The 24,903-nt window shown below is 54.8% G+C and carries 28 protein-coding genes; 16 read left to right on the top strand and 12 right to left on the bottom strand.

Features of this window, described 5'->3' with window-relative positions:
* Positions 1-5 precede the first annotated feature (5 nt).
* The 5 genes from IEW12_RS28920 to IEW12_RS19935 form a co-directional block, all read right to left on the bottom strand.
* Entirely contained in the window at positions 6-110 is a 105-nt protein-coding gene (locus IEW12_RS28920) for a cytochrome oxidase small assembly protein (RefSeq protein WP_229751257.1), read from the bottom strand.
* Between the two features lie 39 nt (positions 111-149).
* Entirely contained in the window at positions 150-1,745 is a 1,596-nt protein-coding gene (gene ctaD, locus IEW12_RS19950; protein ID WP_188567858.1) for a cytochrome c oxidase subunit I, read from the bottom strand.
* A 19-nt stretch (positions 1,746-1,764) separates the two neighbouring features.
* Positions 1,765-2,946, bottom strand: coding sequence for a cytochrome c oxidase subunit II (coxB, locus tag IEW12_RS19945; RefSeq protein WP_188567857.1), 1,182 nt, complete (start codon positions 2,944-2,946; stop codon positions 1,765-1,767).
* A gap of 29 nt (positions 2,947-2,975) precedes the next feature.
* Complete coding sequence (locus IEW12_RS19940) at positions 2,976-3,419, bottom strand: DUF2244 domain-containing protein (RefSeq protein ID WP_188567856.1); 444 nt, start codon at positions 3,417-3,419, stop codon at positions 2,976-2,978.
* A gap of 171 nt (positions 3,420-3,590) precedes the next feature.
* Positions 3,591-4,508 (bottom strand): methyltransferase domain-containing protein, encoded by a 918-nt coding sequence (locus tag IEW12_RS19935; RefSeq protein WP_188567855.1) that lies wholly within the window; start codon positions 4,506-4,508, stop codon positions 3,591-3,593.
* A gap of 118 nt (positions 4,509-4,626) precedes the next feature.
* Here IEW12_RS19935 and IEW12_RS19930 point away from each other — a divergent pair, with 118 nt between their 5' ends.
* Positions 4,627-5,355 carry a ComF family protein gene (locus IEW12_RS19930; protein WP_188567854.1) on the top strand — a complete coding sequence of 243 codons (729 nt, stop codon included), beginning with the start codon at positions 4,627-4,629 and terminating at the stop codon, positions 5,353-5,355.
* 57 nt (positions 5,356-5,412) lie between these two features.
* Positions 5,413-5,883, top strand: a complete 471-nt coding sequence (gene trmL, locus IEW12_RS19925) for a tRNA (uridine(34)/cytosine(34)/5-carboxymethylaminomethyluridine(34)-2'-O)-methyltransferase TrmL (RefSeq protein ID WP_188567853.1) — start codon at positions 5,413-5,415, stop codon at positions 5,881-5,883.
* Positions 5,884-5,916: 33 nt separating this feature from the next.
* On the opposite strand, the gene rfaE2 is transcribed toward trmL, so the two are convergent.
* Both rfaE2 and IEW12_RS19915 read right to left on the bottom strand, forming a co-directional pair.
* The gene (gene rfaE2 / locus IEW12_RS19920) at positions 5,917-6,399 is read right to left on the bottom strand and encodes a D-glycero-beta-D-manno-heptose 1-phosphate adenylyltransferase (RefSeq protein ID WP_188567852.1); all 483 of its coding nucleotides are present in this window, start codon (positions 6,397-6,399) and stop codon (positions 5,917-5,919) included.
* Positions 6,400-6,501: 102 nt separating this feature from the next.
* Positions 6,502-7,383 (bottom strand): ferritin family protein, encoded by an 882-nt coding sequence (locus IEW12_RS19915; protein WP_188567851.1) that lies wholly within the window; start codon positions 7,381-7,383, stop codon positions 6,502-6,504.
* 274 nt (positions 7,384-7,657) lie between these two features.
* On the opposite strand from IEW12_RS19915, the gene IEW12_RS19910 reads away from it, so the two are divergent.
* From IEW12_RS19910 to IEW12_RS19870, 9 genes are all read left to right on the top strand, one after another.
* Positions 7,658-8,236, top strand: coding sequence for a glutathione peroxidase (locus IEW12_RS19910; RefSeq protein ID WP_188567850.1), 579 nt, complete (start codon positions 7,658-7,660; stop codon positions 8,234-8,236).
* 244 nt (positions 8,237-8,480) lie between these two features.
* Complete coding sequence (locus IEW12_RS19905) at positions 8,481-9,782, top strand: NAD(P)/FAD-dependent oxidoreductase (protein WP_188567849.1); 1,302 nt, start codon at positions 8,481-8,483, stop codon at positions 9,780-9,782.
* A gap of 2 nt (positions 9,783-9,784) precedes the next feature.
* The gene (locus tag IEW12_RS19900) at positions 9,785-10,588 is read left to right on the top strand and encodes a DUF1365 domain-containing protein (protein WP_188567848.1); all 804 of its coding nucleotides are present in this window, start codon (positions 9,785-9,787) and stop codon (positions 10,586-10,588) included.
* 57 nt (positions 10,589-10,645) lie between these two features.
* Positions 10,646-11,875 carry an SAM-dependent methyltransferase gene (locus IEW12_RS19895; protein WP_188567847.1) on the top strand — a complete coding sequence of 410 codons (1,230 nt, stop codon included), beginning with the start codon at positions 10,646-10,648 and terminating at the stop codon, positions 11,873-11,875.
* A complete protein-coding gene (locus IEW12_RS19890; protein WP_188567846.1) occupies positions 11,872-12,441 on the top strand; it encodes a chalcone isomerase family protein in 570 nt (189 codons plus the stop codon). Before IEW12_RS19895 ends, IEW12_RS19890 begins: the two co-directional genes overlap by 4 nt.
* Positions 12,438-12,998: a DUF3833 domain-containing protein gene (locus IEW12_RS19885; RefSeq protein WP_188567845.1), complete on the top strand. Its 561-nt coding sequence runs from the start codon at positions 12,438-12,440 to the stop codon at positions 12,996-12,998. Before IEW12_RS19890 ends, IEW12_RS19885 begins: the two co-directional genes overlap by 4 nt.
* Complete coding sequence (locus IEW12_RS19880) at positions 12,995-13,762, top strand: SDR family NAD(P)-dependent oxidoreductase (protein WP_188567844.1); 768 nt, start codon at positions 12,995-12,997, stop codon at positions 13,760-13,762. The genes IEW12_RS19885 and IEW12_RS19880 overlap by 4 nt, the downstream gene beginning before the upstream one ends.
* Positions 13,763-13,791: 29 nt before the next feature.
* Entirely contained in the window at positions 13,792-14,223 is a 432-nt protein-coding gene (locus tag IEW12_RS19875) for a nuclear transport factor 2 family protein (protein ID WP_188567843.1), read from the top strand.
* Positions 14,224-14,424: 201 nt separating this feature from the next.
* Positions 14,425-14,892 carry a DUF4148 domain-containing protein gene (locus tag IEW12_RS19870; RefSeq protein ID WP_188567842.1) on the top strand — a complete coding sequence of 156 codons (468 nt, stop codon included), beginning with the start codon at positions 14,425-14,427 and terminating at the stop codon, positions 14,890-14,892.
* 77 nt (positions 14,893-14,969) lie between these two features.
* Here IEW12_RS19870 and IEW12_RS19865 read toward each other — a convergent pair whose 3' ends face one another.
* The 3 genes from IEW12_RS19865 to IEW12_RS19855 form a co-directional block, all read right to left on the bottom strand.
* Positions 14,970-15,848, bottom strand: coding sequence for a PhaM family polyhydroxyalkanoate granule multifunctional regulatory protein (locus IEW12_RS19865; protein WP_229751243.1), 879 nt, complete (start codon positions 15,846-15,848; stop codon positions 14,970-14,972).
* A gap of 67 nt (positions 15,849-15,915) precedes the next feature.
* The gene (locus tag IEW12_RS19860) at positions 15,916-16,734 is read right to left on the bottom strand and encodes an enoyl-CoA hydratase/isomerase family protein (RefSeq protein WP_188567841.1); all 819 of its coding nucleotides are present in this window, start codon (positions 16,732-16,734) and stop codon (positions 15,916-15,918) included.
* A 17-nt stretch (positions 16,735-16,751) separates the two neighbouring features.
* Positions 16,752-18,041 carry a branched-chain amino acid ABC transporter substrate-binding protein gene (locus IEW12_RS19855; protein ID WP_229751242.1) on the bottom strand — a complete coding sequence of 430 codons (1,290 nt, stop codon included), beginning with the start codon at positions 18,039-18,041 and terminating at the stop codon, positions 16,752-16,754.
* 232 nt (positions 18,042-18,273) lie between these two features.
* Here IEW12_RS19855 and IEW12_RS19850 point away from each other — a divergent pair, with 232 nt between their 5' ends.
* The 3 genes from IEW12_RS19850 to queC all read left to right on the top strand — a co-directional run bounded on the left by IEW12_RS19850 (position 18,274) and on the right by queC (position 20,967).
* Positions 18,274-19,377 carry a DUF3108 domain-containing protein gene (locus IEW12_RS19850; protein WP_188567839.1) on the top strand — a complete coding sequence of 368 codons (1,104 nt, stop codon included), beginning with the start codon at positions 18,274-18,276 and terminating at the stop codon, positions 19,375-19,377.
* A gap of 6 nt (positions 19,378-19,383) precedes the next feature.
* Entirely contained in the window at positions 19,384-20,130 is a 747-nt protein-coding gene (locus IEW12_RS19845) for a DUF3108 domain-containing protein (protein ID WP_188567838.1), read from the top strand.
* 105 nt (positions 20,131-20,235) lie between these two features.
* Positions 20,236-20,967 (top strand): 7-cyano-7-deazaguanine synthase QueC, encoded by a 732-nt coding sequence (gene queC, locus IEW12_RS19840; RefSeq protein WP_188567837.1) that lies wholly within the window; start codon positions 20,236-20,238, stop codon positions 20,965-20,967.
* 64 nt (positions 20,968-21,031) lie between these two features.
* On the opposite strand, the gene IEW12_RS19835 is transcribed toward queC, so the two are convergent.
* Both IEW12_RS19835 and IEW12_RS19830 read right to left on the bottom strand, forming a co-directional pair.
* Positions 21,032-22,183, bottom strand: coding sequence for a branched-chain amino acid ABC transporter substrate-binding protein (locus tag IEW12_RS19835; RefSeq protein ID WP_188567836.1), 1,152 nt, complete (start codon positions 22,181-22,183; stop codon positions 21,032-21,034).
* Between the two features lie 186 nt (positions 22,184-22,369).
* Positions 22,370-23,362, bottom strand: a complete 993-nt coding sequence (locus IEW12_RS19830) for a LysR family transcriptional regulator (protein ID WP_188567835.1) — start codon at positions 23,360-23,362, stop codon at positions 22,370-22,372.
* Between the two features lie 184 nt (positions 23,363-23,546).
* Between IEW12_RS19830 and IEW12_RS19825 the strand changes: the two genes are divergently transcribed.
* Together IEW12_RS19825 and IEW12_RS19820 are read left to right on the top strand one after the other, a co-directional pair.
* On the top strand, positions 23,547-24,281 hold the full coding sequence (locus IEW12_RS19825) for a gamma-glutamyl-gamma-aminobutyrate hydrolase family protein (RefSeq protein ID WP_188567834.1): 735 nt from the start codon (positions 23,547-23,549) through the stop codon (positions 24,279-24,281).
* Complete coding sequence (locus IEW12_RS19820; protein WP_188567833.1) at positions 24,263-24,835, top strand: hypothetical protein; 573 nt, start codon at positions 24,263-24,265, stop codon at positions 24,833-24,835. The genes IEW12_RS19825 and IEW12_RS19820 overlap by 19 nt, the downstream gene beginning before the upstream one ends.
* Positions 24,836-24,903: the final 68 nt, after the last annotated feature.

The raw sequence follows: 24,903 nt of genomic DNA, 5'->3' as shown, positions 1-24,903 counted from the left end.
CTTTCTCAGTGCAGCGATTGCTTGATGATGATGCCAACAAAAAATACCAGCGCGACGGAAGCTAATATCAACGCGGTCCTGATGTTGCTTGGTTTCTTGCCGTTTTTCATTTTTACACGGACCGCCATTTCGGCAGTCCGCCTTCAACATTATTTAAATACAGGTGGTTCTTCGAAGGTATGGAAAGGAGCTGGGCTTGGTACTGTCCACTCCAGGCCTTCCGCGCCATCCCAAGGCTTCGCTGCTGCCGGTTTGCCGCCCTTGATCGATGGCAAGACCACCGCCAGGATGAAGTACACCTGCATCAGGCCGAACCAGAAAGCGCCGATAGTTGCAACCATGTTGAAATCCGTGAACTGCGCTGGGTAGTCGGCATAGCGACGTGGCATACCGGCCAGACCCAGGAAGTGCATGGGGAAGAAGGTCACGTTAAACGCGATCAATGAACCCCAGAAGTGGATCTTGCCGCGGGTTTCGTTGTACATGAAACCTGTCCATTTCGGACCCCAGTAGTAGTAGCCTGCGAACAATGCAAACAGGGAACCGGCAACCAGAACATAGTGGAAGTGGGCAACCACGTAGTAGGTATCCTGCAACTGGATATCGATAGGCGTTACCGCCAGGATCAGGCCAGTGAAACCGCCCATCGTGAATACGAAGATGAAGCCGATCGCAAACAGCATCGGTGTTTCGAAGGTCATGGATCCCTTCCACATCGTGGCGATCCAGTTAAACACTTTAACGCCGGTCGGTACCGAGATCAGCATCGTCGCATACATGAAGAACAGCTGCGCCGTCACTGGCATACCTGTCGTGAACATGTGGTGAGCCCAGACGATGAAGGACAGGATGGCGATGGATGCTGTTGCGTACACCATCGATGCATAGCCGAACAAAGGCTTGCGGGCGAACGCAGGAACGATCTGGGACACGATGCCGAAAGCCGGCAAAATCATGATATAGACCTCTGGATGTCCGAAGAACCAGAAAATGTGCTGATACATCACAGGGTCGCCGCCGCCGGCAGCGTTAAAGAAGGATGTACCGAAATGACGGTCTGTCAGTGTCATCGTGATGGCGCCTGCCAGAACCGGCATAACAGCGATAAGCAGGTAGGCAGTGATCAGCCATGTCCAGCAGAACATAGGCATTTTCATCAGCGTCATGCCGGGAGCGCGCATGTTCAGGATGGTGGTGATGATGTTGATCGAACCCATGATGGAAGAAGCACCCATGATGTGAACGGCAAAAATCGCCATGTCCATGCCTGGGCCCATCTGTGTGGACAGAGGAGCATACAGCGTCCAGCCGGCAGCAGTTGCACCGCCAGGTACCCAGAAGGAAGCGATCAGCAGCAGCGCAGCAGGAGGCATCAGCCAGAATGAAAAGTTGTTCATCCGCGCAAAAGCCATGTCGGAAGCGCCGATTTGCAGCGGGATCATCCAGTTGGCGAAGCCGACGAAGGCCGGCATGATCGCGCCGAACACCATGATCAGGCCGTGCATCGTGGTCAACTGGTTGAAGAATTCAGGTTGCATCAATTGCAGGCCTGGCTGGAACAGCTCACTACGTATCATCAGGGCCAGTACACCGCCGGACAACAACATGGTGAATGCGAACCACAGGTAGAGGCTACCGATGTCTTTATGGTTAGTTGCAAACAACCAGCGGCGGAAACCATGTGGATGGTCATGCGCGTGGTCGTGAGAGTGATCGTGTGCGTGATCGACTGCAGTTGTGCTCATCTCAATCTCCTAAATTCAATTACTTGCGCGCAGCCAGGACTTCAGCTGGTTGAACAATATTCTCAGCCGACTTGTTGGACCAGTTATTACGCGTGTAGGTAATAGCTGCAGCGATTTCGGTATCGGACAATGTGGCCTTCCAGGAAGGCATGCCGCCTTTACCGTTCAGCACCAGGTGAATCTGGTCTGCTTTAGGACCTGCAACCACTGCCGAGCCATCCAGCGCAGGGAACGCGCCTGGAACGCCTTTACCGTTAGCCTGGTGGCAGGCTACGCAATTGGCCGTGTAGACTTTTTCGCCGCGCTGTTTCAGCTCGTCAACCGTCCATACTTTATTAGGATCGTCTGCTTTCGCAGCCATTTCTTTCTTCTTGCCGTCTACCCAGGCCTTGTATTTTTCTTCGGATTCAACGACCACGACGATAGGCATGAACGCGTGTTCCTTGCCGCACAGCTCTACGCACTGGCCGCGGTAGGTACCTTCTTTTTCAGCCTTGAACCAGGTGTCGCGCACGAAACCGGGGATCGCATCCTGCTTGACGCCGAATGCGGGGATAGTCCAGGAGTGGATCACGTCATTGGCGGTAGTGATGATGCGCACCTTCTTGTTCACAGGAACGTGCACTTCATTGTCCACTTCCAGCAAATAAGTGTCGCTACGCGCTTCAGTAGGAGCAACGCCAGGCGAGCCGACTTGGGTCCTTGGTGTTTTCAGGGTGGACAGGAAGGAGATGCCTTCGCCGTCGCCCTTCAGGTAGTCATAGCCCCATTTCCACTGCATGCCGGTCGCTTTGATCGTGATGTCGGCGTTGGACGTGTCCTTCATCGCTACCACTGTGCGAGTAGCCGGCAATGCCATGCCGATAACGATGATGAAAGGAACCACGGTCCAGGCGATCTCTACCGAGGTGCTTTCGTGGAAGCTGGCCGCTTTATGGCCCAGGGATTTGCGATGCTTGAAGATCGAGTAGAACATCACGCCGAAAACGGCGACGAAAATCACCAGGCAGATGATCAGCATCAAATTATGCAGCGAGTATATTTGCTGCGCAATTTGCGTGACAGGAGGTTGCAGGTTTGTCTGCAGTACTGCTGGACCGCCCTGGATGTCCTTGACTTCACCAGCCGCCCATGATGGCAAACCCGCCGCCAGCAGCGCCGCTCCAAGCACTAACGATTGTAATCGCTTCGCATGTTTCATGATTTCCCCAAAAACCCAAATAGAATTCTTTAACAGACCGACATCAGTGCGTTCTGCAGCTCCCGCACAAACTCACGCCGCCTGCTCACCATTAAATACCGCCCCACCTTGACCAAAACCTGTTGTGCCCGCAACTCCACCAATCCTCCGGGGACATCGGGCAAACCAACTTTGACAAACAGTGGATAAAGTCTGTATTCCTGAACACGGCTACCCTGCACCACGATTACCAACAGGCAATCCCGGGTCAGGGAAACATATTCACGATCACCAGCGTGACGCGCGTAGATGAGAAATGCTGCTCCGACCGCCAGCATTTCCAAAAATGAAAAACAAAGAACCAGCCATGCGCCGTTCACCAGAAAGATGAGGGCAATACCAAAAGATACACTACAGAGTACACAGTAAAACAAGGCTAGCTGTTTGGGTGACAAGGCACAATTTCGCTTCATCAGCCATTCATGAGGTTCCATCTCAACGCACCCAAGATCGACAGTCATTCAATGACATTCGCTGGCGACTTCCACAACTGCAAGAGTATAAGATGTAAAGTGCGCTTATATCAAGAAGAATACTTGTCGTAGTGCCAGTAAATTGCACAGAAATAAATCAATTTTGCACACTCAATATTGAGACTTTTTGGGTCAGCGAGGTGGTTTTTTATGCAAGTCCAGCTTGATGATGGACTCCCCGGAAGACGTCTTTTTAGGAGTGGGGCGGAAGGCGTGCCCATACACTACTTCAAACGTGAGGGTGACCCGGTTGTCGGCGCCGCGCATCTTGTCAAATGCGTCGCACAGGGTTTTCCAGGCCTGCTTGCCCATTAGCCCAGTGCGGCGTGTCAACAACGGATTACCGCCCAATGCACGCACATCCGTGATCAATTTATCAATGGAATCGTAGGTCAGCGTGATCTTTTCCATATCCATTACCGGTGTCGAGAAGCCGGCATTGACCAGCATATCGCCAAAATCGTGCATATCGACGAAAGGTATCGTGTGCGGCAGTTCATCGATGCCGGAAAAAGCCCGGCGCAACTCGACCAACGTATCCGGTCCGAAGCAGGAGAACATCAGCAGCCCCTCAGTACGTAAAACGCGGCGCCACTCGGCAAACACCAGGTCCGGCTGCGGGTGCCAGTGCAGTGCCAGATTGGACCACACCAGGTCGACCGCATTTGCCGCCAGCGGCAGGCGTGCAAAATCGGTACAGGCCAGCCCCTCGTTCTGGGCACGGCGCAAAGCCGGAGGCGTCCATTTTGCCAGCAGGCGGCCGACCGAACTGGTCGCCGCCCTCTGATTCTGCATTGCCGCCGCCAGCATCTGCGGCGACGCATCCGCTCCCAGCACATGCGCCTGCGGGAAGGCCCGCTGCAACTGGACCAGATCCGCCCCTTCGCCGCAACCGGCATCCAGCACCCGCTCCGGCGCAATTTTCACCAGTTCCAGCTTTTCGCGCATGCGGTTGGCGATTTCCCGTCGCAGGAAATCGGAAGCGATCATTTTTTCCGGCCGGGAAAATAACTGGCGGACGGTTTTCAGGTCTATAGGGGCACTTAGCATGTAATGGGATTGGATATTCTGTTTTGGCTGCGCAAGCCCAGGTGGGATGCGATAATGCGCAGAGTTTACACGTTCGCCGCAAAAGTCGCTGGATAGCCAATGGGCTACTAATGATCTGATGAGATTCGCACCAATTGCAAAATTATCTACATTGCTGCCGTCGGCCTGCGCATTATGCGGCGAGCACGGGCAGCAAGTGCTGTGCGCACCGTGCCAGCGGCGCTATCTGGGCACGGCTCAGCAGCGCTGCAGGCAATGCGCCTTGCCTGTGGTTGACGATGCAAAAGGTGATAGCAACGCGGTTTGCGGAGCTTGCCTCAGGGACGCCCCGGCTTTCGACAACACAATTACAGCCTGCAACTATGCCGCACCGCTGGACCAATTGGTGCTGAACCTGAAGTTCGGCCACCAGCTGGCGCTGGCCCCGGTTTTTTCCAGCTTGCTGCGCGACGCCATCCTGGAGCGGCGCAATGCTGCGCTGCCGGATATATTGAGCATAGTACCCTTGGGGAAAGCCAGGCTGGCTGAGCGCGGCTTCAACCAGGCATTGGAAATCGCCCGGCCGCTGGCAAGGCAACTGGGTATACCGCTGGCTGCACAACTGCTGCAACGCGCGCGAGAAACCGCGCAGCAAAGCGGCCTGCATCCGGATGACAGGCAAAAAAACGTGCGCAACGCGTTTGCGCTGGCGCCCGAGGCAATGGACAGCATCAAAGGCAGGCATGTCGGCATTTTTGACGACGTAATGACGACCGGCACGACGCTAAACGAGATTGCCGCCATGCTGAAGCGCTTCGGCGCGGAAAAAGTAAGCAACTATGTATTTGCGCGCACCCTGCCGCATTAGACGCCGGCTCGGAGGCCTGGCGCAAATACCTTATTTTGACATTTTTAGGAGAATGCTTTGTTTCATGTAGTTCTGGTAGAGCCCGAGATACCGCCGAATACCGGCAATATCATCCGCCTGTGCGCCAATACCGGCGTGCAGTTGCATCTGATAGAGCCGCTGGGCTTTCCGTTGGACGACTCCAAGATGAAGCGCGCCGGCCTGGACTACCACGATTATGCGACGATGAAGGTGCACAAGAACTGGGATGCTTATCTCGCGCAAGAGCAGCCGGATACAGCCCGCATGTTTGCGCTGACTACGCACGGTTCAGCGCCGTTCGCGCAGGTGGAGTTCAAGCCCGGCGATGTGTTTGTGTTCGGTGCCGAAACCCGCGGCTTGGCGCCTGAGTTGCGCAACTCCTTCCCGCCGGAGCAGCGCATCCGCCTGCCTATGCGCCCGGACAACCGCAGCCTGAACTTATCCAATACTGTTGCAGTCGTCGTATATGAAGCCTGGCGCCAGAATGGTTTTGCCGGAGGAGCCTGACTATCAGTCAGGTCGGACATAGAACTCGGGCGGCTATTTGCCGCTCAGCCTGACCTTGGCCAGCAGTTTGCTGGTTGACCTGTCGTGCACAAATTCGATGGCGGCAACCTGGCCGCCGTAGGCCAGCACCGCCTGCCCCTCGGGGATGGCGGCCATGTCGTAATCACCGCCCTTCACATAGATATCCGGATGCGCCAGTTGTACCGCTTCCAGCGCAGTATCCTCATCAAAGTCCACCACCAGGCTGACCGCTTCCAGCGCCGCCAATACGGCCATCCGGTCTTCGCACTGGTTGATCGGCCTGTCGTCGCCCTTGCCCAGGCGCTTGACCGACGCATCGGTATTCACCGCCACCACCAGCGAAGCGCCCAGCTCCCTTGCCTGCGCCAGATAGCTGACATGGCCGCGATGCAAGATATCAAACACGCCATTAGTCATGGCCACCGGCCTGGGGAGTGCTGCCACGCGTAATGCTAAATCTGCACGGCTACTGATCTTGGTTTCGAAATTGGGCATAGTTGATGCTGCAGGCAAAGAAGATAAATTAACGTAAAAATGGCCGCTACTGCGGTAGCGGCCATTCTATATGAGTACGCCGCGCACTTGCGCGGATTTCATCTATGCAGCATTCGGCTCGGTCCCTGGAGTGGCCGTCGCATTTGTAGCGGCAGCCAGCCGCTGGGTGATTTCCTTGCGATAGCGGTTCAAGTCCTGTACCGACTCAAACGTACGCTCAAACAGCAGCGACATATTGTGCAGGATGCGTTCAACAACCTTCTTTTCCCAGGCACCATCGAAATTAATCTGACCATCCAGCCAGCGCTCCAGCCATGCCGGATCCGGCAAACGGCTTTGCACGGTATCGTTAGGGAACAGCGCCTGGTTCACATGCAGATTGGTAGGGTGCAGCGGTTTTTCGGTACGGCGGGCAGACGCCATCAGCACGCCGATCTTGGCAAATGCCGCGCGCGCGGTATCGCCCATTTCTCCCAGTGATTTTTTCATGTAGCGCAGGTAAGCGCCGCCGTGCCGGGCTTCATCCTGGCTGATGATCTTGTAGATCTGCTTGATGACGGGTTCGGTATGCCAGTCGGACGCGCAGCGATACCAGTGGTTCAGGCGTATCTCGCCGCAGAAATGCAGCATCAGGGTTTCCAGCGGCGGCGCAGGATCGAACTCGAAACGCACATTGTGCAATTCCTCTTCGGTCGGCACCAGTTCAGGGTGGAAGCGGCGCAGGTACTCCATCAACACCAGTGAATGTTTTTGCTCTTCAAAAAACCAGATCGACATGAAGGCCGAGAAATCGCTATCGCCGCGGTTGTCGCGCAAAAACATCTCGGTTGCAGGCAATGCAGACCACTCGGTAATCGCATTCATCTTGATCGTTTGGGCCTGCTCCTTGGTCAGCTTGGTATCGTCGTACTGATCCCAAGGAATGTCGGTATCCATATTCCAGCGGACTTGCTCAAGCGATTTAAACAATTCTGGGTAAAGCATGTTGACCTTCACACAAATGAAAAATAGAGTAATTTACCTAATTTTAACAGACAGATATGACATCTTCACTACGTTGTTTAATAAATGCGAATCATTTCTATTGTTTTTCGGCAAACTGGACGAACTTCGTTGATAAATAGAATCCAGAGGGCAATTTAGCGCCGCCAGCAGTGTATTAAATATTACGTTACCATGCCAGGATCGGATTCAAGCTTTTCTGCCATATCGGCGAAAACAACGCCACGATCATTTCATACACCTGGAGATAGACATAATGAACAAGAAAATAGTTGCCGGAATGCTGTTTTTATTCGGCATCCTGGCTGGTGGTGCCGCTTCCGCTGCATCAAGCACACCCGCGACACCCGAAAGCTGCCCTGCCATCCTGCACCACACCTTCAACCGTCTGCAGGACGACAGCAAACAAGACCTGTGCCAGTACGCCGGCAAGGTTACCCTGGTCGTCAATACCGCCAGCTACTGCGGTTTCACCAAGCAGTATGAAGGCCTGGAAGCATTGCATGCAAAATACAATCCCAAGGGCCTGGTCGTACTGGGTTTCCCTTCGAATGACTTTGGCCAGCAAGAGCCAGGCTCCAGCAAGGAAATCGCCGATTTCTGCTTCAATACCTATGGCGTCAAATTTCCGATGTTTGCTAAATCCTCGGTCACAGGCAAGGATGTGAACCCGCTGCACGCAGAACTGATCAAGGCCACCGGCCGGACACCAAAATGGAACTTCACCAAGTACCTGATCGACAGGAAGGGCAATGTGGTTGCTTCCTATCCAAGTGAAACCACGCCGGACGACAAGAAACTAGTCGCCGACGTAGAAAAAGCGCTGGCCCAGTAAGACTCTGATCCCGTTACAGCCCAAGCCCGGTTATACCGGGCTTTTTTTATGCCCGCAGCAAGCTTCCTATGCGCGCATTCCCCCTATTCCCCCTTTCGGTACTAATTGGCAATTATTTGTCGTTCAGTTGAATCCACTTTGACAAGTGTCTCGTATATCACTCATGGGCATCAGCGTATGGATGCCAAAAAGATAATATTAAATAACAAAATACTAAATCCATTTCGAAATGGAAACGACCTTTATGAAAATTGCCATCGTCGGATCGGGTATTTCGGGCCTTTCCTGTGCCTATAGGCTCAGCCAGGCCGGGCATACGGTATCGCTGTTAGAGGCCAATGATTACTTCGGCGGCCATACGCATACCGTCGACGTCACTCTGGAAGGCCGGACCCATGGTGTGGATACCGGTTTCCTGGTCTTCAACCACAAGACCTATCCGCATCTGGTTCAGCTATTCGAAGAGCTGGGTGTAAAGACTACCGCCACTGACATGTCTTTCTCGGTAAAGACGCCACTCGCAGACAGGACGCTGGAATGGGCGGGCGCCAATCTGAGTACGGTATTTGCGCAACGCCGCAACCTGCTCAGCCCCGGCTTTTTGCGCATGCTGGCCGATATTATTCGCTTCAACAAGCAGGCAACTGCCATTGCCAATCTGAACCAGGATGCGGACATCCACTTGTCGCTGGGGCGCTTCCTGGAAAAGCATCATTACAGCAAGGAATTCCGTAATTGGTATCTGCTGCCTATGGCGGCCTGCATCTGGTCTTGCCCGGCGGCGGCGATGCTGGACTTTCCACTCCCCTCTTTCGTACGCTTTTGCCATAACCACGGCTTGCTGCAGGTCAACGACAGGCCGCAATGGCAAACCGTCACCGGCGGCGCCAGGCACTATGTGGAAAAAATACTGCAAGCCATACCCGACGCCCGCGTAAAGACGGCAGTGAAATCGGTACGCGCTGCACCAAATCGCCGGCTCATTGTGCAAACCAGCGACACGGTGCAAGAATTCGATCACGTCGTGCTTGCCGCTCACAGCGACCAAAACCTGGCCCTGCTGGCCGATGCGTCTGCGGAGGAACGAGCCGTTCTGTCTGCAATTGCTTATCAGCCGAATCGCGCGGTTCTGCATACCGACTCCCGCGTCCTCCCTGAGAACAAAAAAGCCTGGTCCGCATGGAACTACCAACGCGGTACAGGTCGTGACAGCGATGATACCCGTGTGTGCGTGCACTATCTGATCAACCAGTTGCAGCCATTGCCTTTCGAGACGCCGGTCATCGTCAGCCTGAATCCTATTGACGAGCCTGCCGCAGAAAAAATCATAGACAGCTTCGACTACGCCCATCCGGTGTTTGACCACGCTGCCATTGCTGCGCAAGCCAAGCTACCGTCGATACAAGGCAAGCGCGGCATCTGGTTTGCCGGCGCCTGGACAGGCTATGGTTTCCATGAAGACGGCCTGAAGTCAGGGCTGCTGGTCGCTGATCAGATTGCACAACTGGCGGAAAGCCGGATGTATCCCAAAATCCAGGCAGCCTGATCATGAGCAGCAAGGAAACCGCTTCCATCCAGCTCTGCACAGGAGAAGTGCGACACAAGCGCCTGCGCCCGGTGCAGAATGCATTCAGCTACGGCGTTTTCTTTGCCCGGCTGCCGTTGCGAGCCATGCAGGCAAGCCCGGCCAAGCTACGTTTTTTTTCCCATAATCGCTTCAACCTGCTGTCCTTCCATGACAAGGATCACGGCGACGGCAAGCAGCCCTTGTTGGAGTGGGTAGATGCTCTGCTAAAGCAGGAGGGCGTACAGGATGCAGATGGCGAGATCTGGCTGCAGTGCTTTCCGCGTGTGCTGGGCTATGTGTTCAATCCTGTGTCCTTCTGGTTTTGCCATCGGGAAGATGGCGCACTGCGCGCCATCGTTGTTGAAGTCTGCAACACCTTCGGCGAGAAGCATCTCTATCTACTGGAGAGCGGGAACGGTGCACCACTGGGCTATGGGCAAGAACTGACGGCGAAGAAAATCTTTCACGTCTCTCCTTTTTGCAAGATAGAAGGCGCTTACCGCTTCCGCTTCATGCGTTCGGAAAGACAGATCGCTGATAACAGCCAGGAGCATCACATCGCCCGTATCGATTATGACGATGACGCAGGTCCGCTGTTATTGACCAGCATTTCAGGTATTGCCCAATCGCTCAATGACCGTTTGCTGTTGCGAGCTATCGCTCGCTTTCCGCTAATGACACTAGCCGTCGTAGCGCGTATCCATGTGCAGGCACTACGCCTGTGGATCAAGCGCGTACCCTTCTTTTCCAAGCCGGCACCTCCGGCTCACGACCTTAGCAAGTAAGTAGCCAATCAATAAGTAGCCAATGAGTAGCAAACAAGAGATAAAAGAGACGACATCATGACGACGAATTTCATAACACTGAACGAAGTACGGCAGCAAAATCTGGATACCAGCCACTTCCCTGCGGAAGCACAGTTCATTGTCCGCTTGCTCAACAAGCTGGAGCGCGGCAGTCTGCATATGCAGTTCCCCGATGGCCAAAGCGCCAGCTTTGGCCAGGGCCTGCCGGCGGCAAGCCTGCACCTGCGCAACTGGAATATTTTCAATACCGTGTTGAAATCCGGCGACATCGGTTTTGCTGAAACCTATATCGACGGCCACTGGACGAGTAACAATCTTCCAGGCCTGATAGAGCTGATCTCGTACAACCGGCAGCATCTGGAAGACATCATTTACGGAACCTGGTGGGGCAGTCTTCTATATAGAGCCAAACACCTGCTGAACAGGAATTCCCGCAAAGGCAGCAAGAAAAACATCCATGCGCATTACGACATAGGCAATGACTTTTATAAGCTGTGGCTAGACCCGACCATGACTTATTCCAGCGCGCTGTTCTCAACCGGACATGTGGACAATCTGCAAGATGCGCAAGTGAATAAATACCGCCGCATCCTGGATGAACTGCACGTTGATTTCGGTTCTCGCATTCTGGAAATAGGCTGCGGGTGGGGTGGCTTTGCCGAGATCGCAGCCAGTGAAGCCGGTGCCCATGTGACCGGCCTGACACTCTCCACAGAACAACTGGAATTTGCCGAGCAGCGCATGGCACGTGCAGGTCTGCTGCAGCATAGCCAGCTCAGGCTGCAAGACTATCGTGATGTCAAAGGCGAATATGATGCGATCGCTTCGATAGAAATGTTTGAAGCCGTCGGCGAAAAATACTGGCCCAGCTATTTCGACTGCATCCACAGGAATCTGAAAAAAGGCGGACGTGCCTGCATACAAAGCATAGTGATAGCCGATGACTTGTTCGACCGCTACCGCAAGGGAACCGACTTCATCCAGCAATACATCTTTCCCGGCGGCATGCTTCCCTCTATTGAAGTATTCAAAAAGTATGCCGAAAAGCATGGATTGCAAGTAGTGGAAACCCTAAGCTTTGGCATGGACTACGCACGCACGCTGCAAGAATGGCGTGCGGCCTTCATGGAAAAACTGCATGCCATCAAGGACCAGGGCTTTGATGAAAAATTCCTGCGTACCTGGGAATTTTACCTGGCATATTGCGAAGCGGGATTTCTTGCCAAGAGTATCAGCGTCGCACAATTTACGCTGGTAAAAAAATGAGTATCAGGAGATTCTGGATATTGCTGATCAGTGTGCTGGTTCTGCAGCCGCTGGCACCGGCAAGCGCGTTGGCCGCAGACGCCACCCCGGCATCGCATATACGAGCTGAAATTAGCAATGCACGGCTGGCTGGTTCCGGCAATTTCCGTTGGTTCGGATTAAAATTTTATGAAGCCAGGCTATGGGTAAGCAGCGAAGGATATGTTCCCGATACGCCAACGAGGAATAAATTTGCACTGGATTTGCAATACGCCCGCAATCTGGTCGGCAGCAAAATTGCGCAAGCCAGTTACGACGAAATACGCAAACTAAAAATAGGCAATGACGAGAATCAGAAATTCTGGCTGGCGCAAATGAGCAAACTATTTCCAGATGTCAAAGAGGATGACCACATTACCGGAGTCTATCTGCCGGGCGAAGGAGCCCGCTTTTATCTAAACGGAAAATTACTGGGTGAAATCATGGATACAGAGTTCGCACACGCCTTCTTTGCCATTTGGCTGGACAAGAATACTTCTGCAGGCGCTTTGCGCAGCCAGTTGCTGGAAAATGCGAGGCCGGTATGAGGACCTTGAAATTACCAGGCTTACTACTGATCGCCACCTTGCTTAGTTCTTGCGCCAGCTACAGTGACCCGGCGGTATACGCCAAAGAACAGCCTACCCTTGATGTACAAAATTACTTCAACGGCACTCTGGATGCATGGGGCATGTTCCAGGACCGTTCGGGCAAGATTGTCAAACGATTTACGGTTGTCATTGTATGCAAATGGAATGGCGATACCGGCACTTTGGATGAGAGTTTCAGTTACTCTGACGGCAGCAAACAGAAACGCATCTGGACACTAAAGAAAACCGGCGACAACAGCTTCACCGGAACGGCGGCAGATGTAGTCGGCGAAGCGAAAGGCGTAGTCTCCGGCAACACCCTGCATTGGAACTATGTACTGTCACTGCCGGTAGGCGACAGCATCTATCACGTCAGCTTCGATGACCTGATGGTGTTGATGGACGATAAAACCATGCTCAACCGCGCAGCAATGAGCAAGTTCGGCATAGGCCTGGGCAGTGTCACGCTGTCGTTCACAAAAATTGCCGACGGCAAGACTGGGCAAGTAAATTGAATCCCGGGATAAAGAGCTGGCTGGGGAAGCGCGTCTGGGTCATCGGCGCCTCTACCGGAATAGGCGCAGAAACCGCATTGCTGTTATTGAAAAAAGGGGCGCACGTGGCACTATCGTCACGTACCGAAAAACAATTGCAGGTGCTTGTGCAAAACCAGCCAAATGCACTGGCCATCGCAGCGGATGTGACCGATCATGCCAGCCTCATCCATGCACACAGGCTTATATTGGAGGCCTGGGACAAGCTGGACCTGGTGCTGGTCGTAGCAGGGGGCTATAACGAAATGCGCGCAGACAGCTTTGATCTGGCAGCGGCCAATCGACTGCTGGACCTGAACCTGCGCGGCGTCTACAACTGCCTGGATGCAGTGCTGCCCAGCCTGCTGAAGCAAGGACACGGCGGCATAGGCATAGTCGGATCGGTGGCAGGCTTCAGCGGCCTGCCAAAGGCACTCGTATACGGCCCGACCAAGGCAGCCATCGTCAATCTGTGCGAGTCATTGTACTTCGACCTGCGGCCCAAGAACATCGCTGTGTACCTGGTCAGTCCCGGCTTCGTGGAAACACCGCTCACTGCAAATAATGATTTCAAGATGCCAGCGCTGATATCAGCATCTACCGCCGCACAGGAACTGGTAGCAGGTATGGAACGTGGCGAGTTTCACATCCATTTCCCAAAACGCTTTACCAACTGGTTACGCCTGATGCGTATGCTTCCGTATCGCTGCTACTTCTTTTTAGTACACAAATTCACCGGCCTATGATTTTTCACGACACCATGACAAGCGCACCGATGAATTTTGAAAAAGACCTGGATATGCTGGCCGATTTTTATGAAAAGATGACGCTGGAATCTTGCCAGCAATTACATCTGATCTATGCTGCCGACGCTTTTTTCAAAGACCCGTTCAATGAGGTGCGCGGGCTGGATGTGATACGGTCCATCTTTGAACATATGTTCGTGCAAGTAGATAAGCCTCGCTTCAAAATACATACCCGGATATTGCAGAACAACGAAGCCTTTCTGACCTGGGATTTCATGTTCACGATGAAAAACCGCTCTTACGAAGCTCAGAAAATACGCGGAGCAACCCACTTGCGGTTTAATGCGGTCGGCCGCGTCAGTTATCACCGCGATTATTGGGACGCCGCTGAGGAACTTTATGAAAAGATACCCGTACTGGGCAGTCTGATGCGTTTGCTGAAGCGCATTGCACGAAAATAAGCTCCCCGCTCTCCAATAGCCGGCTTTACGCGGCCGGTATCCAGCACGCAAAAAAATGACAAAACCGTCATAAGCCTGTCATCGTCCTGTCCTTCGCTGCCCTCTAGACTTGCACTCAAGTTGGGCCGCACAGCTTTCGATGTAAATGGTCTGGCTCCTGCGAACCCGCTGCTACCTATTGAAATCTATTGGAGAATGAAAATGAATGCGAAAAAAATATTGGTTTTATTGGCTATGGCTGCTGCAAGCTCTGCGGCTTTTTCCCAGGACTATCAAGGCAACGGCCCCGCCGCCGGGAAGACCCGCCAGCAAGTGCTGGATGAGTTGCGCCAGGCAAGAGAGCAAGGTACCTTATTTTCAAGCGACTACGACTGGCCTACTCCGCCCATCGTCAATTCCAATGTCACCCGTGCGCAGGTACTCGCAGAGATCAAGGCAGCCAGGGAAGACGGCACACTGTTTGCAGATGCCGATTATGACTATCCGCACGTAGCAGCAATTCCCGCAGGTACAGGAAAGACCCGTGCCGAGGTAAAGCAGGAAATCGCAGCAGCGCGCGCCGACGGCAGCCTGTTCGTATCCGACTGGGACTATCCCACCGTCAACCGCCAGCAATCAGGCGCACCAGCAAACGTCGCTGTCGGTGGCAAGAATCCCGCGCATGGTTAAGTGGGCGACAGCCTGAAAATCCAGGCTGTTCAGGACTGCTTACTGACTAAGAATCTGACTCAGACTCAGAATCAGGCTCAGGTCTTGGGACTGGAAAGCTTGCTTCCTATAGATACCGGTTTCGGTTTTGCGACGCTGCTTTTGGCAGCACCTGCTTTATCGACCGGTTTGCTGGCAGGCTTGGCTGAAGCTTGATTGGCCGCCTTTGCGGTGCCAGCCTTGGCCGGTGCCTTTGCGGTTTTTTTGGCGGCTGGCTTGGCTGTCTTATTTGCGGGCTTGGTTGCAGTTTTAGTAGCCGGTTTTGTCGCCGCTTTCTTGGGTTCCTCGGCAGTCGGGGTTTCCTTGGCAGTCAGTTCGCCAGCCATTGCATTGTTTACCGCCTGCTTGAACTGGTCTTGCAACAAGGTCCACCATGCGGCAGGGTTGACGAATTGCGAGGCGGCGCTCGCCTCCTCCTTGCTGCCCTCCACATCCGCAGTATCTTCTTCTGCGTCAGTATCTGCGTCCGTTTCCGGATCTGCAGCAGGCTCCGGCTCTGCGGGCGCATGCGTATAAAATGATTCAGGCTTGGCCTGTGTACCCGCCGGCGGCATCGGCCACTCGGGATTGGTCGCAGCCGGAGCGGTGTAAGCGTCACTCGAAAATGACGAAGTCCCTGCAGCTTCAGCGCTACCCATCGCATTGGAAAAACTGGCGCCAAGGGAGTTCAGCGTCGCTATCGTGGCCCGCTGCACTTCCAGCGCCTGTATCGTGCCGCGCAGCATATTCATGTTGACGTTGAGCCAGGACTCTACCGTCTTTAAATCCTTGATCTTCTTGTCCAGGTCGTCGATTGAAATGGTCGGCGTCACCATGCCGGGAACCTGCATGCCGCCCCACAATTTTTTGACGAATGCCAGCGTATCGTTCATCGCCGTCATACCGGGCATCTCGCCACCGGGGAATTGGGATGTCATCTTGCTCTCCTTGCGCTTATTGTCGTACAAACAATGTCCATTCCGCCAGATTACTCTCAATGTGTACTTATGGAAACTGCGGATTTCGCTTCTCTCTGAGAGAAGCCACACCTTCCTGCACGTCCGGCCCGGCAAACCCCATGAATTCCAGTGCCAGCGAGGTATCGAAACTAGGGCCGGCCATACGCAGCCAGTTGTTCAGCGCGTACTTGGTCCAGCGAATGGCGGTCTGCGAGCCGCTGGCCAGACGGCCTGCGATCTCAAATGCCTTGTCGCGCAATTCCGCCTCTTCACAGCATAAGGACACCAGGCCTATGCGCTCCGCTTCTTCACCGCTGACCGTCTCGCACAGCAACAAATAATATTTAGCCTTGGCCATGCCGCACAACAGCGGCCACACGATCGCCGCATGGTCGCCGGCGGCCACGCCGAGGCGGGTATGGCCGTCAATGATGCGGGCAGTCCTGGTCGCAATCGAAATATCCGCCAGCAAGCCCGCCACCAGGCCGGCGCCGACCGCAGGGCCGTGCATCGCCGACACGATGGGCTTGCTGCAATTGATGACGTTGTAGACCAGGTCCTTGGCTTCCTTCCAGACCCGGGTGCGGACGGCAAAATCGTTCGCCATGTCTTCAACCAGGCTAAGATCGCCGCCGGCAGAAAACCCTCGTCCCTCGCCGCGTATGATCGCGACCTTCACTTGCGGATCTTCATCAATGGTGCGCCAGATATCCGCCAGTTCCCGGTGCAGATGCTGGTCCGCCGTGGACAGCTTGCCGTTGGCAGACTGGCCGGCCCCCATCACGACTTCCATGATGCCGCCCGGATGCAGCACCAGTTGCAAAGCCTGGTATTTATCGTACAGCGAAGCAGATGTTGCGGACATGGGGTCCCCGTTGTCGTTTATGATGGTTTTGGCATCTTGCATGAGCTCGGCAATGCCGTCAATGCGGGTTCAAAGTAGCGCTCGGTTTTGAAACCATAGCCGCTGCCCTCATTGTCGAAGCGCAAGCCGCCATCGCTGCGCTTTTGCATCACCGATACATATAAGGGCTGTATCAGTTGATGGTCGGCGGCGCGCATGCTGGCCTGGTAGAAGCTGTTCCTGAATTGCGCGCCTTCCAGCGCCTTTGCCACTGCCGCTGCCTCGGTGCTGCCGGCTTTCTCGATTGCCGCCGCCAGCATATTGACCATCACATGCATGCGCATGTGCACATAGTCGTCCTTGGGGTCCGGATAGCGCTGGCGGAAGCTGCCGTAGAAAGCATCGCTATCGGCACCGCCCGCATTCGGATGCCATTCGGCCACGGCCCGCACGCGGCCTATACCGGCATCGCCGATAGCCGCCGGCGCACCCAGGGCATTCGCATAGAAAGTGTAAAACTTGGTGTTCAGGCCGGCATCCTTCGCGGCCTTGATCAACAATGTCAGGTCATTGCCCCAGTTGCCGGTAATGATCGTGTCGGCGCCGCTGGCCTTGATCTTTGCGACATACGGGGAAAAATCCTTGATCTTGCCTATAGGGTGCAATTCGTCACCCACGATGGTGATGTCCGGCCGCTTGGCGGCCAGCATGCTGCGCGCAGACTTGGCCACCTGGCGGCCAAAGCTATAGTCCTGCCCTATCAGATAGACCCGTTTCGCATGGCTGTCATCCTTGATCACCGCAGTCAACGCATTCATGCGCATATCTGCATTGGCGTCAAAGCGGAAATGCCAATAGCTGCACTTTTCATTGGTCAGGCTGGGGTCCACTGCAGAATAGTTCAGGAACAGCACGCGGTTGTCCGGCACACGCTGGTTATGCTTGTTGATCGCCTCTACCAGCGCCAGCGCAACAGCAGAACTATTGCCTTGCATGACAAAGGGAATATGCTGATCGGTCACATGTTTCAGCTCGGTCAGGGAATCTTCAACCCCCTGCTTGTTATCGAAGGTAGAAAACACCAGTGCATGCCTGCCATCCGGCAACTTAATGCCGCCGCGGGCATTGATATTGTCTATCGCCAATTGCAAATTGCGCACCACCGCCTCACCTGCATTGGTAAAAGAGCCGGATAAGCCGTCTATCATCGCGATGCGGATAGGCGCGCCTGAAGGCTTGGTGGAGGGAGGGGCCGACGTGGCTGAGCCGGCAGCATGTGCTACCGGCAACAACGAACTGAGCAAGAGGGCGCTAACTACTTTTAACATGTATTTCCTGAAAGACAGATCAATAAGGCTGTTCATTTTACATGCCACGGGTGCAAGCCGATGACACAGGTCCAATTCTTCCGCGGTCCCGCTGCTCTCCGCCCGCCCTGTCAGGTGGAAGCTGTTCACTGTCATCGCGGCGGTGTGCAAGAACGTTTACACTAGCACCATGACTGATTTCGCGTTACCCATTATCAAACCAGCAACTCACATCCCCCGCCGATGGATAGCCGTGCTTATCGCTACCGTGCTGCTACATGTGCTGGTTATCTATTGGGCCAGCGAGCACGTCAGCTTGCCGGCGCACCAGGATCAAGCGGAAAAGACGGTAGAGATCAGCCTCAGCCCCCGTCCGCTGGAGACCGGCATGCAACAGCCCGTCGCCAGGGCGGACAAGACTGAAACACCGCCTGCAGCCCCGGCCCGGCCCAGGTCCAGGCCGGTAGCTCCTGCAGTTCCAGTCACGGCACCTGCCGCGCTTAGCAATCCCGACTCTTCTGCCGCAGAAGAAACCAGCCCGGCCGAGATTGCAGCGCTGACAGCGCCGCTGGAAATCAAGGAAGCAAGCCCGGAAAAAGCTGCTGCTATGGCGGAAACTCCTGCCTCACCTGCCAGCGAGGAAAAACCGGCTACAGCCAAAGCACCGGAATATGTGGTGCTGCCGCCGCCCTCAGCCAGGCTGACGCTGGAATTGTCCAATACTAAACCGGGCCAGCCCAATCCCTATCTTGGCGAAGGCGAGATCAATTGGGAAGCCGGCGACGGCAAATACAAAATGAGCATGAAGGCAGGCCTGAAGATACTGTTCGCCTCAGTCAATCTGCTGACCATGCGTAGCGAAGGCCTGCTGGACAGCCACGGCATTGCCCCGGTGCTCAGCAGCGAAACGCGGCGTGGCCGCTCAGAGACCGCAACCCACTTCAACCGCGAAGAAAAGACCATCAGTTTTTCTGCATCGACCAAAACCGCCGTATTGAGCGACGGCGCCCAGGATAAAAATACCATCCTGATGCAACTGGCAGGCATAGGCAATGCAGACGCCAGGCAAATGCAGGCAGGCCGGGAGTTTGCGATACAGATAGGCGAAGACCGCGATGCCACCGTGTTCCAGTTCGTGGTGCAGGGGCAGGAAAAGATCACGACCAAATTGGGTAATCTGACAACCTGGCATCTGGTTCGCCCACCCCGCCCCGGCTCCTATAATTCCAGGCTGGATGTCTGGCTGGCACCGGAATTGCATTGGTATCCGGTACAAATCCGCAATACCGAAAGCAATGGCGCCGTCACCACCCAAAGCGTGACTAAAATTACGCAAATCACCAATCAGGGACACTAAGCTTTCATGCATAACAAGCTACACACCAAATTGATTCTTGCGGCCGGAATTTTTCTGTCACTGGCTGCCCATGCCGACAATATCAAATATGCGTACAACCTGCCGCCTTCAGCAGACCTGCAATACGCCATCAAGGCCAGGCAAAGCGGCCTGTCCTTATCCGGCGATGCCACCGTCAAGTGGCTGGTGAGCGGCGCCGCCAATGAACAGAAGTACAGTGTCGTCACTGAAACCAGGGCCATGCTGGTCGGCAAGATACTCGATGCCAGCAGCACCGGCATCATCGACAGCTTTGGGCTGGCGCCGGAAAAATTCACTGAAAAACGTTTCCGCAAAGCCGAGACCGTCACCAGTTTCGACCGTACGGCCAGGCAAATCCGGTTTACCGAATCCACGGAAAAATATGTGATCAAGGGCGGCGAGCAGGATCGTACCAGCGCGGTCTGGCAATTGATCGCATTGGCGCGCGCCGCCGGCGACAGGTTCAAGGCAGGCTCGGAGTGGAATTTCCTGGTCGCAGGCAGGCGCGATGCCGACCCCTGGTCTTTCAAGGTCAACGGCTATGAAAACCTGCGCACTGCACTGGGCAATATGGAAACGGTGCATGTAGTCAGGGCGCCGCCGCCGGACGCCAAAGACCAGCAACTGGATTTGTGGCTGGCGCCGTCGCTGGACTGGTATCCGGTGCGAGTCAAGTTTGAAGATGCTGACGGCGACTATGTGGACCAGATGATCAGCAATATCAAGAAGTAGACTGCACAAAAACTATCGATTATGGGATGATGCCGAAATCACTTGGCAACCGCGTCCCACGCTTAAGCTATACGCCACACAATATTAATATTATTTTTACACCCTATGAACATATCCACAGACGGGGCGCTGGTCCTTTTCAGCGGCGGACAAGATTCTACCACCTGCCTGGCCTGGGCCCTGTCGCGTTACAGCAAGGTAGAAACCATAGGCTTCGACTATGGGCAGCGCCATGCGATAGAGCTGACCGTACGCCCTACCCTGCTGCAAAAAATGCGCGGCTACTCGGAGGACTGGCAGCAAAAGCTGGGCGAAGACCATATGATAGACCTGTCGCTGATCTCGCAGCTATCGCATACCGCGATGACTGAAGATATAGAGATCGTCATGCAGGAAAACGGCTTGCCGAATACCTTCGTGCCCGGCCGCAACCTGATGTTCATGATGGTGGCGGCAACACTGGCTTACCGGCGCGGCCTGAATGTGCTGGTTGGCGGCATGTGCGAAACCGATTTTTCCGGTTATCCCGATTGCCGCGACGATACGATGAAGGCCTTGCAGGTTGCACTCAACCTCGGCATGGCTACCCGCCTGAAACTGGAAACCCCGCTGATGTGGATAGACAAGGCGCAGACCTGGGAACTCGCGCAAGACCTGGGTGGCGAAGCGCTGGTGAACCTGATACGTTCCGATACGCACACCTGCTATCTCGGCGAACGCGGCCAGTTGCATGACTGGGGTCACGGCTGCGGCAAATGCCCTGCCTGTGAACTGAGGGCGCGTGGCTATCAGCAGTTTGCAGAAAAAATCAGGAACAACAAGATAGCCAAGGAATAAGACTTGGCCTTGCAATGAAAAAAGCCCCGGAAGCCTGCTTCCGGGGCTTTTTTTTGTTGACGGCTCAGCGCGTGACGGCAATCAGCTCCCGCTTGCCGCCTTTGTAGGTATACAGGGTCAGCGTGCCGTCGCGTATATCGCCGTGCTCGTCAAAGGCGATATTCCCGGTAATTCCCTTGTAATGAATTTTGGCCAGTTCCGGCAGGTATTTGGCAGGTTCCGCCGAACCGGCCTTTTGCATTGCCGCGACGACGGTCATCACAGCATCATAGGCATATGGCGCATTCAGCACGACAGCATGGCCGAATTTCTTGCTGAACTCGCCCTTGAATTTTTCCAGGCCGGGCTTCATGCCGTCCTCCACACCGCCGGCTTCTGCGCACACGATCTTGCTTTCTCCCAGCGCGTCACCGGCCAGCTTTGCCAGTTCCGTAGAACAGATGCCGTCACCGCCCATGAACTTGGCATCCAGCCCCAGTTGCTGCATCTGCTTCAACATCGGGCCGCCAACCGCATCCATGCCGCCGAAGAAGACCAGATCGGGCTTCTTGCCCTTGATCGCCGTCAGGATTGCGTTGAAATCGGTAGCCTTGTCTGTCGTGTACTGGCGCGGCAGGATAGTCACTGAGCGCGATTTTCCTGTTGCACCCTTGATGAACTCATCCGCCACCCCTTGGCCGTAAGAAGTGCGGTCGTCAATCACCGCAATGGTCTTTGCCTGGCTGACCTGCACCGCATAGCGGCCCAGGGTGCCCCCGAGCTGGCCATCGTTGGCCACCACGCGGAAAGCGGTATTGAAGCCCTGCTGCGTATATTTGGGATTGGTCGCCGAAGGTGAAATTTGCGGTATGCCGGCGATATTGTAAATTTTTGATGCCGGTATCGTCGTGCCGGAATTCATATGACCGATCACTGCATTGACCTTAGCATCCACCAGTTTTTGAGCCGCTGTGGTTGCCTGGCGCGGGTCGCTGCCGTCGTCTTCCGCCACCAGTTCAAACCTGGCTTTCTTGCCGCCTATGGAAACCGATTTGGCATTCAGCTCATCAATTGCCATCCGCGCACCGTCTTCCGTATCCTTGCCCATGTGGGCAGAGGGGCCGGACAAGGGGCTCACATGGCCTATCTTGACCAGGATATCTTCGGCAAATGCAGATCCTTGCCATGCCAGCGTCATGGAAACAAGCAGGGGTAACGCGCAAATTTTGACAGTCATGATTCTTCTCAGCCCAGGTATGTTATAGAAAATTTCCGCGTTCGCGGTCTGATCGTTTGACGTATCCGCATTGGCAGATGTCGAAGCTCATTTTTCTACGAAGGCCGGCTTCCTACAAACCATGATTTCTATCACGCCTCATTAGAATTTCTAATGAATTGATATTCTGTTCCTGTTGGGGCAACCCTAGACCAGGCGCGCCATGCTCGCGAGCAAGCCGTTTCTCTCCGCCTCGAAGGCGCGGCATTCTTCCCTGATCCATTCTGTGAACAAGCCTACTGCCCGGCTATTTCTCGCGTTATTATTTTGCACCAGGCCATAGCTGGCGCTGGCCTTCGTCGCCAATGGTACAACCGGCAACAGACGCTGGGCCGCCAGCTCTTCACGGATCAGCGAAGTACGCGCCATTGCTATGCCTTCACCATGCAGCGCGGCATTGATCGCGAGCTGGGCCAGATTGTACTGATGTCCATGCGTTCCATATTGCTCTACCGCACCGGACCTATCCTGGGTTGCGAGGCGCAACCACTCTGCCCACTCGGCATAGGCCGCTGCGCCCTCCCAGGGAGCATCATCATGCAGCAGATTCAATTTCTGAAACGCCGCGGTATCCTGCACTACCGGGTGTTCCTGAAGAAAGCCTGGCGAAGCAACGGGCAGCAGGTATTCGCCCATCAGCGGAGTCAGTTCCTGCTCATAGCGCGAGGAAAACTGTTCATACAGGACCAACACATCCACCCCCTCCAGATTCATGCGCGACATACTCATGCCGAACAGCTCCCCACGCAGACGTATCTCTATATCCGGATATAGCCGGCTGAAACGACTGAGTCTGGGCATCAGCCACATCATCGAAAACGAAGGTGATGAACGTATCACCAAAGCCTCTGCCATCGCCGCGGGTTGAATCGCTCTCACTGTCGTCTCTATTTCTCCCAGGGCCAAATGCACGACACGAAACAGGCGCTCACCCTCCTGCGTCAGCTCCAGCCCGCGCGCCAGGCGTTTGAACAGCTGCACGCCGACTTGCTCCTCCAATCCCTTGATCTGCTGGCTGACCGCGCCTTGCGTCACATGCAGTTCTTCCGCAGCGCGCGTAAAACTGCGATTCCTTGCCGCCGCTTCAAAATAGGGCATCGCATGCAGGATCAGGGGCGTGACCAGCGTGTTCTTGGGCATGGATCTCTCCGTAGATTATTCAGATCATTTTTATTCAAATCATTCTTTCTTATTCTGCCTGCACGGCAAGACATTAGCAAATCTAATCACCGCAAATAGAAATCATGGTTTGGCGCCATTCTCTTAACGCCCAATAATGGCGGCTCAACCACAACACGATCTCCGCATCGACGGATCATCTTCCATGACCAGGCCACTCATAGCAATTACTCCTGACCGCAGCGACAACATACAACATATAGAATCGACCTATTTCATCCGCCGCAATTATTGCAGCGCAATCGCCAAGGCTGGCGGCACTGCCATTATTCTCCCTTACCAGATGGATGCGATAGACCATTACCTGGATCTGGCGGATGGACTTGTGCTCAGCGGCGGCATGTTCGATATCTCCCCGGCGCTATACGGCGCGGCCAGCAAGTATCCGCAACAAGTCAGCTTGAAACCGGACAGGACCGATTTTGAAACGGCAATACTGCAGGGAGCGCTGGCAAGAAATATCCCCATCCTGGGAATTTGCGGGGGCATGCAGCTCATCGCGGTAGCAAAGGGGGCCAGCCTGCATCAGCATCTGCCTTCCGATATCGCCACGACTATTGAACACAAGCAGCAGCCCTGCGACCAGCCGGCGCATCGCATCACCGTGCATCAGGGATCATTGCTGCATCAGATACTGGACGTAGACGAGCTACACATCAATAGCCTGCATCACCAGGCTGTCGCGCAAGACAATATAGAAGCAGGTGCGGGTGTACGTGTCAGCGCCGTTGCCGACGATGGCGTCGTGGAAGCCATAGAAGTGCAGGGGCATCCGTTTTGCGTAGGCGTACAGTGGCATCCTGAATATGCTGTCAACACATGCGAAAGCAATCTGTTCTCTGCTCTCGTCCGGGCGGCAGCATGCGCAGGCAGGCCCTAGGCGCATTGCTGGATACTCCATCCAGCCTGGGATTTCGTACGCTAGCGGCTGTGCTGGAATATTTTATCGCGGCAGGAGAGCGAGGCGCGGGAATCAAGCAGATCAAGAACAGCACGCCATTCCTCCACGCCGACATAAGGAAGACCTGCAGGCTATTGCTTTCCACAGGCTTGATCACACCAGCCGGCCGGACCGGCCGCTGGGTGCTGGCAGCAGATCCAGGCAGCCTTACCCTGGCCGATGTATGGCGCATCGCTTGTGCCGACTCATGCGCCACCAGTCATCAAGCAAGCGCGCCCCGCTCCGGTATCCCGGCTACACATGTGGATATGCTAATTACACAGGCCCTCATGGAACTGGAGCAAGACATCATGATGCGTCTTGCATCTTTCCGTCTGGACGTGCCCGGCAAGGTGAGCAAGGGTTTTCGCTATATCAACTATGCATCCCGTCACCCTTTGCATGAGCCTGCCCCCTTATTCATCCAACCAGGCACTGCACAGCCTGTGTCGATTGATTCATTGGCGGACAAGCAGGAGCTACAAGCTGCGTGAACAAGGCCGCCGTCTGCTACTTGACTACGCCTTGCGTAGCCCGCGTCACGCAAGCTATCCCAAATGGC

Source organism: Parundibacterium terreum (assembly GCF_014636315.1).
Classification (GTDB): Bacteria; Pseudomonadota; Gammaproteobacteria; order Burkholderiales; family Burkholderiaceae_D; genus Undibacterium; species Undibacterium terreum.
The sequence above is the reverse complement of the archived record's forward strand: the minus strand, read 5'-3'. Positions and strand labels throughout refer to the sequence as shown.

Coding starts and splice junctions, on each gene's coding strand:
- IEW12_RS19875 (WP_188567843.1), top strand. CDS start 13,792: ATGAATTTTGAAAAAGACCTGGATATGCTGGCCGATTTTTATGAAAAG.
- IEW12_RS28920 (WP_229751257.1), bottom strand. CDS start 110: ATGAAAAACGGCAAGAAACCAAGCAACATCAGGACCGCGTTGATATTA.
- IEW12_RS19895 (WP_188567847.1), top strand. CDS start 10,646: ATGACGACGAATTTCATAACACTGAACGAAGTACGGCAGCAAAATCTG.
- IEW12_RS19905 (WP_188567849.1), top strand. CDS start 8,481: ATGAAAATTGCCATCGTCGGATCGGGTATTTCGGGCCTTTCCTGTGCC.
- IEW12_RS19890 (WP_188567846.1), top strand. CDS start 11,872: ATGAGTATCAGGAGATTCTGGATATTGCTGATCAGTGTGCTGGTTCTG.
- queC (WP_188567837.1), top strand. CDS start 20,236: ATGAACATATCCACAGACGGGGCGCTGGTCCTTTTCAGCGGCGGACAA.
- IEW12_RS19900 (WP_188567848.1), top strand. CDS start 9,785: ATGAGCAGCAAGGAAACCGCTTCCATCCAGCTCTGCACAGGAGAAGTG.
- IEW12_RS19885 (WP_188567845.1), top strand. CDS start 12,438: ATGAGGACCTTGAAATTACCAGGCTTACTACTGATCGCCACCTTGCTT.
- IEW12_RS19930 (WP_188567854.1), top strand. CDS start 4,627: ATGAGATTCGCACCAATTGCAAAATTATCTACATTGCTGCCGTCGGCC.
- IEW12_RS19830 (WP_188567835.1), bottom strand. CDS start 23,362: ATGCCCAAGAACACGCTGGTCACGCCCCTGATCCTGCATGCGATGCCC.
- IEW12_RS19935 (WP_188567855.1), bottom strand. CDS start 4,508: ATGCTAAGTGCCCCTATAGACCTGAAAACCGTCCGCCAGTTATTTTCC.
- rfaE2 (WP_188567852.1), bottom strand. CDS start 6,399: ATGCCCAATTTCGAAACCAAGATCAGTAGCCGTGCAGATTTAGCATTA.
- IEW12_RS19910 (WP_188567850.1), top strand. CDS start 7,658: ATGAACAAGAAAATAGTTGCCGGAATGCTGTTTTTATTCGGCATCCTG.
- ctaD (WP_188567858.1), bottom strand. CDS start 1,745: ATGAGCACAACTGCAGTCGATCACGCACACGATCACTCTCACGACCAC.
- IEW12_RS19835 (WP_188567836.1), bottom strand. CDS start 22,183: ATGACTGTCAAAATTTGCGCGTTACCCCTGCTTGTTTCCATGACGCTG.
- IEW12_RS19915 (WP_188567851.1), bottom strand. CDS start 7,383: ATGCTTTACCCAGAATTGTTTAAATCGCTTGAGCAAGTCCGCTGGAAT.
- IEW12_RS19845 (WP_188567838.1), top strand. CDS start 19,384: ATGCATAACAAGCTACACACCAAATTGATTCTTGCGGCCGGAATTTTT.
- IEW12_RS19820 (WP_188567833.1), top strand. CDS start 24,263: ATGCGCAGGCAGGCCCTAGGCGCATTGCTGGATACTCCATCCAGCCTG.
- IEW12_RS19855 (WP_229751242.1), bottom strand. CDS start 18,041: ATGTTAAAAGTAGTTAGCGCCCTCTTGCTCAGTTCGTTGTTGCCGGTA.
- IEW12_RS19865 (WP_229751243.1), bottom strand. CDS start 15,848: ATGACATCCCAATTCCCCGGTGGCGAGATGCCCGGTATGACGGCGATG.
- coxB (WP_188567857.1), bottom strand. CDS start 2,946: ATGAAACATGCGAAGCGATTACAATCGTTAGTGCTTGGAGCGGCGCTG.
- IEW12_RS19940 (WP_188567856.1), bottom strand. CDS start 3,419: ATGGAACCTCATGAATGGCTGATGAAGCGAAATTGTGCCTTGTCACCC.
- IEW12_RS19860 (WP_188567841.1), bottom strand. CDS start 16,734: ATGTCCGCAACATCTGCTTCGCTGTACGATAAATACCAGGCTTTGCAA.
- IEW12_RS19870 (WP_188567842.1), top strand. CDS start 14,425: ATGAATGCGAAAAAAATATTGGTTTTATTGGCTATGGCTGCTGCAAGC.
- IEW12_RS19825 (WP_188567834.1), top strand. CDS start 23,547: ATGACCAGGCCACTCATAGCAATTACTCCTGACCGCAGCGACAACATA.